The organism is Pseudorhodoplanes sp., assembly GCF_050250235.1.
Classification (GTDB): domain Bacteria; phylum Pseudomonadota; class Alphaproteobacteria; order Rhizobiales; family Xanthobacteraceae; genus Pseudorhodoplanes.
Genome location: NZ_JBFWPA010000199.1, coordinates 1 through 8,073 on the forward strand (window position 1 = coordinate 1; position 8,073 = coordinate 8,073).

General features: G+C 61.1%; 11 protein-coding genes. 7 read left to right on the forward strand and 4 right to left on the reverse strand.

Translation table 11 applies throughout. The annotated features are described in order from the left end of the window. Nucleotides 1-48: 48 nt before the first annotated feature. From AB7F49_RS36075 to AB7F49_RS36100, 6 genes are all read left to right on the forward strand, one after another. Entirely contained in the window at nt 49-831 is a 783-nt protein-coding gene (locus tag AB7F49_RS36075; RefSeq protein WP_428531711.1) for a hypothetical protein, read from the forward strand. A gap of 72 nt (nt 832-903) precedes the next feature. Next, on the forward strand, nt 904-1,419 hold the full coding sequence (locus AB7F49_RS36080; protein WP_428531714.1) for a hypothetical protein: 516 nt from the start codon (nt 904-906) through the stop codon (nt 1,417-1,419). A 53-nt stretch (nt 1,420-1,472) separates the two neighbouring features. Beyond that, nucleotides 1,473-1,961, forward strand: coding sequence for a hypothetical protein (locus tag AB7F49_RS36085; RefSeq protein ID WP_428531717.1), 489 nt, complete (start codon nt 1,473-1,475; stop codon nt 1,959-1,961). Next, nucleotides 1,954-2,454 (forward strand): DUF7665 family protein, encoded by a 501-nt coding sequence (locus AB7F49_RS36090; protein ID WP_428531720.1) that lies wholly within the window; start codon nt 1,954-1,956, stop codon nt 2,452-2,454. Before AB7F49_RS36085 ends, AB7F49_RS36090 begins: the two co-directional genes overlap by 8 nt. Next, nucleotides 2,402-2,926 (forward strand): hypothetical protein, encoded by a 525-nt coding sequence (locus tag AB7F49_RS36095; RefSeq protein WP_428531723.1) that lies wholly within the window; start codon nt 2,402-2,404, stop codon nt 2,924-2,926. Before AB7F49_RS36090 ends, AB7F49_RS36095 begins: the two co-directional genes overlap by 53 nt. After that, nucleotides 2,923-4,254: a hypothetical protein gene (locus AB7F49_RS36100; protein WP_428531726.1), complete on the forward strand. Its 1,332-nt coding sequence runs from the start codon at nt 2,923-2,925 to the stop codon at nt 4,252-4,254. The genes AB7F49_RS36095 and AB7F49_RS36100 overlap by 4 nt, the downstream gene beginning before the upstream one ends. 48 nt (nt 4,255-4,302) lie before the next feature. Here AB7F49_RS36100 and AB7F49_RS36105 read toward each other — a convergent pair whose 3' ends face one another. The 4 genes from AB7F49_RS36105 to AB7F49_RS36120 all read right to left on the reverse strand — a co-directional run bounded on the left by AB7F49_RS36105 (nt 4,303) and on the right by AB7F49_RS36120 (nt 7,592). Beyond that, nucleotides 4,303-5,325 (reverse strand): RES family NAD+ phosphorylase, encoded by a 1,023-nt coding sequence (locus AB7F49_RS36105; protein WP_428531729.1) that lies wholly within the window; start codon nt 5,323-5,325, stop codon nt 4,303-4,305. Between the two features lie 7 nt (nt 5,326-5,332). Further along, nucleotides 5,333-6,274 carry a sce7725 family protein gene (locus tag AB7F49_RS36110; protein ID WP_428531732.1) on the reverse strand — a complete coding sequence of 314 codons (942 nt, stop codon included), beginning with the start codon at nt 6,272-6,274 and terminating at the stop codon, nt 5,333-5,335. Between the two features lie 5 nt (nt 6,275-6,279). Then, nucleotides 6,280-7,314, reverse strand: coding sequence for a sce7726 family protein (locus AB7F49_RS36115; RefSeq protein WP_428531735.1), 1,035 nt, complete (start codon nt 7,312-7,314; stop codon nt 6,280-6,282). 89 nt (nt 7,315-7,403) lie between these two features. Further along, complete coding sequence (locus AB7F49_RS36120; RefSeq protein WP_428531738.1) at nt 7,404-7,592, reverse strand: hypothetical protein; 189 nt, start codon at nt 7,590-7,592, stop codon at nt 7,404-7,406. 213 nt (nt 7,593-7,805) lie between these two features. On the opposite strand from AB7F49_RS36120, the gene AB7F49_RS36125 reads away from it, so the two are divergent. Next, nucleotides 7,806-8,073: DUF3489 domain-containing protein (locus tag AB7F49_RS36125; protein ID WP_428531741.1), on the forward strand; the 268-nt coding region annotated here is incomplete at its 3' end.

Sequence of the window (8,073 nt, forward strand, 5' to 3'; positions counted from 1 at the left end):
GCCGGCTTTACCAGCGTCATCATCCGCTTTCCGGTGGGCTGCCGGCTCATGATCGATGTCGCGATCAGGCTGCTCAGCCTGTGTAACCAGATCGTTGCGATGACAAAGCGGCTGCGGCTGGAGTTTGCGGAGGGCGCCTACGCGATCAGGGGTTATCTGGACCGCATGGGGTTCTTCGATCATCTTTCGCGCGAGGTGATCGTGATCCCCACGCGGCCGATCGTCTCGGGCGCGAGGATCCATCGCGGCGGAAACCGGGGGCTCGTCGAGATCGAGCGTTTCAGCCGGTCGAGCGAACCCGATCAGAACCTCGTCCCACGCCTTGCACACGCGGTGCAGCGCAGCTGTGCGTGCCGCGGCGACGTCAAGGAAATTGGAGATTCTATCTTTAACATTTTTGGCGAGCTCATCGGGAACGTTTTCGAGCACAGCGGTACAGCCCTTGACGCATATGCTGCCCTCCAGACCTATCCTCGGGGAAATCGTGTCACGGTGGCAGTGTCCGATAGCGGAATCGGGATCATAGATAGTCTAAGGCCGGCGCTGGTGCGCAAGGATTCGCCGTTCGCGACGAGTAGTGAAGTGGATCTTCTGGTGGAGATTTTCCGCGAGGGCATTTCCCGCCACGATGACGACAAGCGCGGTCTGGGGCTCATGGCGAGCGCTCATAGCGCGATCCGCTTCAAAGCCGATCTCGATGTCCGCTTGCTGCGTCAGCGCGTGTTGCTGAAGCCGGCCAACGGTCACTATCGGCCCAATACCGCTTATTCCCAGGAAGAGCTGCCGTTGCTTTGGGGCACCCATATCGCTTTTTCGCTCGATTTGAGTTGACACGGCGCGGCATATCTGGTTAAGTAGGATCGTTGAACGGGAATCGGGTGGCATATTCGCCTTCTGGATTACATGGATGGCAGTACGGGTTGGGGACGGCCGCAAGGGCGTGTCGTTCTCGAGAAACTGGTCACTTTCGTAGAGTCGCGTCCCGCGCAGCAGGTGTTCAGACTGTCAATGAAAGGAGTGAAGAGGATCGATGCCTCATTTGCGTCCGAGGCCATTGTGGAACTGATGCGTCGTTATCGGAGTACCAAGGGTATTTGTCTGGTTGATCTCGAGGATGCTGAGATCCGTTACAATGTCCATCTGGCCGCGGCGCATGTGAACATGCCGGTGGCAATATGGAACGGCAATTCAGTAGAGGTGATTGGGGGGCAGCCTAGCATGGGCAATCGTGAGGCGCTCGAATTCGCTTTAGGCAGACCGCAAGCTCGCGCTGCCGAATTTGCGGAGAAAGCGGCGAATATCTCGATTGCGAATGCGAGCACCAAGTTCAAGCAACTCTGGGAGCAGGGGTACTTGTTGCGTAGTGAAGGAGCGGCCGACAGCGGCGGAGTCGAATTTGTGTACCGCCGCATCGGCTAATTTTTTTAACAGGCGTTCAGTGGAATCATTGAACGAGATTATGGAGTAAGACAATGAAAGGCAATGACGTGGATGAACTGGTGCGTGTTGAGGTCGAACGCGAGGACTCGAATGAGATCGTCGAGATCGCGGTGCCCAGGAATTCCGATATGCTTGGCGAGGTGCGCGCACGACTGGGCCTTGAAGCCCACGTGCACATCTTCGAGCGTGATCGGGACGAGCCGCTCGATCGCAACATTGAGGATCGCCGGCACTTGCGGCTCCTTGCCCACCCGCACCGCGCGCTCGACGTGGTGGTGCGCTATGAGCACCAGGAGAAGGATCACCGCTTCGCCCCCTCAGCGACGGTGTTCAAGGTCCTGCAATGGGCAGTCGGGAAGAAGGGCTATAATCTCGATCCGACCGCTGCTGCCAAGGCCAACCTGATCCTGCCGGGCGCGGAAGAGCCACTGCCTCGCGATCGTACGATCGGGTCGTTCACGAAGCCTGGTAGCCGACGCCTTGTCGTCGACCTCACGCTCAAGGACTTCACCAATGGCTGATGACGACGTCCCCGGGGATCAAGCCACCCTTGAAGCGCATCTGCGCAAGACAAGCTTTTGCGCGGGGACGGAAGAAGGACGCTGGGCAGTGCTGCGCTACGAATTCCCGCTCTTCGAGGTGCGGGTATTCGGGCGGAGCCTGCTCGGCGGCACCTGCCCGATGGAGTTTCAATTAAGGTGCGACGGTTTCCCGGCCATCGGTCCGTTCGTGCAGCATTGGGATCTGGCGCTCGGCGCGCGTCCCGCGCCGCTCGGAGCCGACAAAGCGGCACCCAGCATCGTTGATGCTCTGAAGGAGTGGCACGAGCACGGCAACATCTATGGCGGTATCTACCGACCCTGGCAGCGCGGTGCGGCAGGCCACAACAACTGGGCGCGGCTGCGCCCGGATCTCGCCTGGCATCCCCGCCGCGAACTCACCTTCATCATGGAGCAGCTTTATGCGCTCGCTTCTGAACAAGCTTCTTGGCTGGATAGCAGGGCCGCCGCCTAGACTGCGCTGCGATCGCGCGGTTTGGACCAGCGGGGTTGCCGAACTCGCGCGACGGACCCGCGGCTGCAGCCAGGAAAGCGGCGCCTATCTGCTGGGCACGCGGCTTAGCGACGGTAGCAGCCGGATTCTCGAGTTCGTCTATTATGACGATGTCGATCCGCGCGCACTTGAAACCGGCGAGGTGACGATCCGCCAGACCGCGCTGCCGCGCTTGTGGGCGCTGTGCCGCAAGCGCGGATATGGCGTCGTCGCCGATGTTCACGTCCATCCTGGAAGCTGCCGCCAGTCATATTCCGATCATGCCGATCCGGTGATGCCACGCGCAGGGCATATTGCGATGATCCTGCCGAACTTCGCGGCCAATGCACCGGAGCCCGGCCGGATCGGGATTTACGAATTTTGCGGCGAAGGTCGATGGCTTGACCATTCTGCCAAGGGCTCTGGTTTTGTCCGTCTCGACGGCCGCGCATGAGCTCGCATGTCGCTCGTTCACGGGTCACCAAGGCGCTGACGGACGCCAACCTAGCTTCGTCCTTTGCCGCCGCAGAAGCGCGACTCGATGCCGTTCGCCCCTGCATTCTGCTCGGCGCTACGGAGGCCGCGACCGCAGCCGGCCAGACCGCTGCGCTCACCGCAATTGTCACGGCGCGCAAGTGCTTCGGCCGCGTGCAGCTCGTCGGTGCTGGTCTCGATGTGCCTCTGCTTCAGCCTCTGCTCGCCGGAGCAACGATCGGCGAGGCAGCCCAAACCTTGGGCGCCGATGTCATTTCCGCGATGGGCAGCGGCGTAACCCACTTGATCCGTATTGGTGACGCTACGCGTTGGCGCGGCTGGCAGGTCTCGACCTGGTGGGATAGATGGCTCGCGGGCACGCGCCTATTTGGTGAGAAAACAGGCAGCTCGGCGTTGGCGCTCACCGGCATGTTTGCTGGGGCGCTGGCGGTGCGGCAGATCTTTGCGCATGTGCGGAGTGGCATTTCCGCGCAGGAAGCCACGGTGTCACTTTGGGAACCGGCTTGTGCCGCGCGCCCCGATCGAACCGGTCCCAAGCGTTGCACCATCCCCACGCGTTTGTGGCTGGTCGGACTCGGACATCTTGGGCAGGCATTCGTCTGGGGTTTGCTCGCGTTGCCGCTGCGCGGCGAGCGCTATGCCGTGCTTCAGGATGATCAATGGATCGGGGTCGAGAACGAGCCGACGAGTCTGTTGGTGGGCGCTGGCGACATAGGCGCGCGCAAGGTTCGCGTGGCAGCCCGCTGGCTTGATCATGGCAGATGGACGACGGGGCTCATTGAACGCCGGCATCTTGGCGACATTCGGCGAACGGAGCAGGATCCTGCAATCTTGCTGATGGGCCTTGATGATGTGCGGCCCAGGCGCGTCCTCGCCGCCCATGGGTTCGATTATGTGATCGATGCCGGCATCGGGCATGGCGCGACCGACTTTGAGAGATTTCAGATCCGCGTCATTGCTGCGGGCGCGCCGGTCGACAAGCTGTGGCTTGAGCACGCGCCCGCGCCGCGACGCGATCGACTGATGGAGCAAGCCGCCTATGCCGCACTCGAGCGCGAAATCGGCCAGTGCGGGGTCGTTCCCCTTGTCGATGCGAGTGTTGCTGTGCCGTTCGTCGGCGCAGCGACTGCCGCTTTGGTAATCGCCCAGCTCGCACGTTTGGGCGCGATGTCGTCCGCAATCGCTCTGCTCCAGCTCGAGCTTGACGCGCCCGGCATGGTCATCGACGGCGGCCAGACAGATGCGCCGGCGAGCTTCCTCGGCGGCGAGACCTTCATGCTCGACTAATTTGGTTGTGGCCGTGCCGCCAGCCTGGTCATGGTACGTCTGAGGCGCTTAGGCTTCCTTCACCTCGACTGAGACCTTCGACACCTTGTACAACGCCACCCCGCCACCGGTCGCACTTTCGGGCTCGAACAGCGCGAGGTTGATACCGTCGCTCACCGAGCTGCGATAGACGACGCCGTCGAACCCGCTTTTCTTGATAAACTCACACAGATATTGTCTCGGGATGTAATCGATAGCCGCGCCTGAGGGTAACACAGGCCGAGTCAGCTCCTCGCCAAGCCGCTCCAGAAACGGCAAGTCAGCGCGCAGCTGCCCGATGGCACTCGCATCTTCGAGAATGAACGGCGAAACTAGCTTGCGCGGGTCGCGCAGGTCGACGGCCCGGATTTCTGGTATGGCAAAATCGGCGACGCATGCGACTTCGCCAGTATGCGGCCGGATCTCGGCCACCGCGGTCTCGGGTTTCGAACCCAAATAGAGATAAGGAATGCCGGCCGGATTGGCGCGGCCATGAGAAGCCAGGCGCTTGGGCGGTGCTCCCATCTTGTCAATTGCATAGGTCTCATCGCCTGAAGGGATGCGCGCGCGATACCAGGTACGCGGAAGGCCAATGGCGGGCAGATGGTCGAGCAGTTGGAGCAGGCGGTCGGTGTCGAGGCTCATGTCCAGAAACCAGCGGTTTCGGTACATCATCTCATCACGCAGCGTCTCCCACTGCACCAGGCCTTCGCTCTTGTAGCTTGGCGACGGAATGAACGATGCTCGAACGATCTCGCCATCGCCGAGAATGTCGGCGAGCAGCTGTTTGGCAGACGCGACGTTCATCGCCGGGTGAGGGAAGAGCTGCCAGTCCTCCTTCATCCATTCCGCGAGTGACTGGCCCTGCTCGCTCAGCTCATAGACATTAACAACCAGCTCGAAATACGGCGCCAGTGCCTGCGGCTCGAGCAGATCTACGTCATGCCTGCCGCAATAGCTGCACGTGCCGTGTTCGGGTTCAAGGAATGGGAAGATCTGTTCGCGCAGCCCACGATCGTCGAAACACTCCGGGCAGCATAGCCGCTTGGGCATGGCTGGCTCAGCTCAGATAGTTCGCAAGCGTCTCGATATGATGCATCATCGAGAGCTTCTTCACATAACCAAGGCCAGGGAAATGGCCCTTTGCATGAAGGTCACGAAACTCCTGAATCGCCTCGGTCTCGAGCAGCTTCGATGTGCCGCTGTCGAGCTTGTCGATGAGCTTCTTAAGGGCCTGCGCAAACTTGCCGGCAGGGTCGGTCGGCGTATCATTCGTCGTCGAGACGAAGTGGTAGACGAACATCACATCGTCCTTCTCGGGATCGATGAAGGTGAGGTGGATGGCAACGGCATAGGCCGGGCCGCCGGTCTCGGAATAGCTGTCGCCGACGATCAGAAAATCGCCGAACCCCGCCATGTTCATGTCGGCGTAGGTCAGGTGCAGCTCGGAAAATTCCTCGAAAGGGATCTTCCCATATTCGGAATTCTTCCGCCGCTTGAACCCGTCGCGCACGAGGATGCGCGTGCTGCCATCATAGTGCTTGCGGTACAGGGTATTCGCATGCTCCTCGATGAATACATTACGCGATGCTGCCAGATCGACGCCAAGATAATCCGCAAGCCCCTTTTGCCACGTGAAGCCGGCATGCACGAAGGTCGGGTTGTGATCTTTGTGCGCCTCATAAGCGTCGATTGCGGCCGCCAGGGTCATGTCGGCGCGCAGCAAGATCCCGGCCGAGATGGCATCGTTGCCAATATAGTCGGTCTGCAGCAGGTTGGTGATGCCAATGCCGTCTTCCTGATGATCGCCATGGTATGGATTGACGATCACGATTGCCCTGCCGCCGGCGTCGCAGATTGCCTTCAGCGTCCGCTCCAGCCCGCCGAGCGCCTCTTTTACCGGCTCAATTATCGGCACGAAGTCTGCACCTGCCATCAGTACGGCAGTCTCGCGGATCGTTATAAGCTCGAACTGTTTTCCGCGGAAATACGGATGGTACATGGGCGTTACGCCCAGGCCATCGTCGCATCGAGCGGCGTCGCAACAGCTCCGACCAGCCGGCCATGATCGGCGCGGCGCACCGGTATCGACAGCGCCGCGGCGTGCAGCGACTGCGGCAATTGGTCGACGAGATCGCTCAGCGGCGCGAGATTGCGCGTCCGCTTCAACGTCCGAACGAATTCGCGATGAACTGCGCACGGCTCGAGCTCGGCAAACAGCTCGCGCATTGCGCGATGGCGCTGCGTGTTCGGTAGGTCAGGAACGACGACGTCGAGCGCCCTTAGGATGGCAGCGGCCTCGGCCGCGCGCAGCGATTCAAATACGGTAACGGGACAGATGCGTTCCGGGCAGTCCAGCGCGTCTTGCACCACCGAGAGGCGATATCGGCTGGACAGGCACATGATGCCGACTTCCCCCGGCACGGCCCGTCGCACGCTGTCGACATGGCTCTCGCTAACAATGATATTTACGCTCGCGAACACGCGCTTGTAATTCTCGACCTGGTTGACGAGCCGGGCGAGTGAATCCCGCTCCGACTTGATCTCGTACACCGTGGCAGTGCCGTTGAGGATGACCAGGTCCGCCCTGCACGGACCTGCCCGAAACTCGTTGAGCATCGAAGCCGTGCGCAGCGAATGTTTGCCCATAAGGATCTTTTGGGTGACGGCGGCGCGATAGACATACTCATCGCGCAGCCCGGCAACTCGCAGCACCTTGAATGCCGAATCGAACGCGTCGCCGACAGTCGCATCCGGGCGGCAGCTTTGGGCAATAGGAGTCTGGTTCAGCAGCCGCTTGAACAACGCAGAGCGGCCCTTCTTCGCCATGTCCTGGAAGACAGCCGAAGAAAATAGGCGCGTCAGCGCAGACAATTCAGATGCACTCGGCGTCAACTCATTCCCCTGCGCCGCGCGTCTAAGGCTGCGCGGGCGCCCCGTGTTTAGCGCACATGGCGGAGTAATGGAATCGATTCGACGGATCAACGCTGGAACACGCGTGATCTCGATCAGCTGGACGTTGCGATCGTCAGCGGTGCTCAATTCTGGCGACTATCAATATCCGAAACCGAATCTGAATGCGACGGCAAAGCCGAAAGCGGTCGGTTAGCTAACGGCCATTACGAGACAAATCAGCCGCGTCTCGCCGCAGCCTCTGCGGCATCGGCCAGCGCCAGGATGTCGTTACCAGCTTGTCGCACTTCGGCGATCACGGCTGCGGTGTCTTCCGACCTCGTCAGCGCAATTGGCGAGACGTCCTCCATGATCGTGCCGGCCAATGTGCAAAGCCTGGCGACAAGCTCCGCAGCGTCTTTATCCACGTCGTCCCTCCTTGCGGCGCACGAAAGCGAAGCGGGTGCCGGAAGTCCACAACCAGCTTTTCGAGCCGCACATTCCATTCGACTTCCGATTGGTTCGGAGCATTGCTGTGGCAACGGCGACTCGCCGGGTGAAGCCGCTCGATCCCTGAGGATCCGCGGCCCGGGTCAGTGCAACGGCCGGAATGGTCCGGCCGGGCCACCGGAGACCCGAACATGACCGACAAACCGAGAGCTTCAAAACCAGCGGGTGCTGGCAGCAAGACCAAGGCGGATACCGTGAAGCGCCTGGTCAGCCGCGAGAAGGGCGCGACCATCGAGGAGCTGATCAAGACGACCGAATGGCAGCCGCACAGTTGTCGCGCCTTCCTGACTGGGCTGCGCAAGAAGGGTCACGTGATCACCCGCGAGGACCGTGACGGCAAGACGGCCTATCGTATGGCCGCGACTGTGCCTGGTGCCGACGTCAGCTCCGCGCCGAGCG

What these genes read in the sequence shown, in the direction of transcription:
- AB7F49_RS36085 (WP_428531717.1), top strand. Translation starts at nt 1,473, where the DNA reads ATGAAAGGCAATGACGTGGATGAACTGGTGCGTGTTGAGGTCGAACGC.
- AB7F49_RS36105 (WP_428531729.1), bottom strand. Translation starts at nt 5,325, where the DNA reads ATGCCCAAGCGGCTATGCTGCCCGGAGTGTTTCGACGATCGTGGGCTG.
- AB7F49_RS36100 (WP_428531726.1), top strand. Translation starts at nt 2,923, where the DNA reads ATGAGCTCGCATGTCGCTCGTTCACGGGTCACCAAGGCGCTGACGGAC.
- AB7F49_RS36110 (WP_428531732.1), bottom strand. Translation starts at nt 6,274, where the DNA reads ATGTACCATCCGTATTTCCGCGGAAAACAGTTCGAGCTTATAACGATC.
- AB7F49_RS36090 (WP_428531720.1), top strand. Translation starts at nt 1,954, where the DNA reads ATGGCTGATGACGACGTCCCCGGGGATCAAGCCACCCTTGAAGCGCAT.
- AB7F49_RS36075 (WP_428531711.1), top strand. Translation starts at nt 49, where the DNA reads ATGATCGATGTCGCGATCAGGCTGCTCAGCCTGTGTAACCAGATCGTT.
- AB7F49_RS36080 (WP_428531714.1), top strand. Translation starts at nt 904, where the DNA reads ATGGATGGCAGTACGGGTTGGGGACGGCCGCAAGGGCGTGTCGTTCTC.
- AB7F49_RS36095 (WP_428531723.1), top strand. Translation starts at nt 2,402, where the DNA reads ATGCGCTCGCTTCTGAACAAGCTTCTTGGCTGGATAGCAGGGCCGCCG.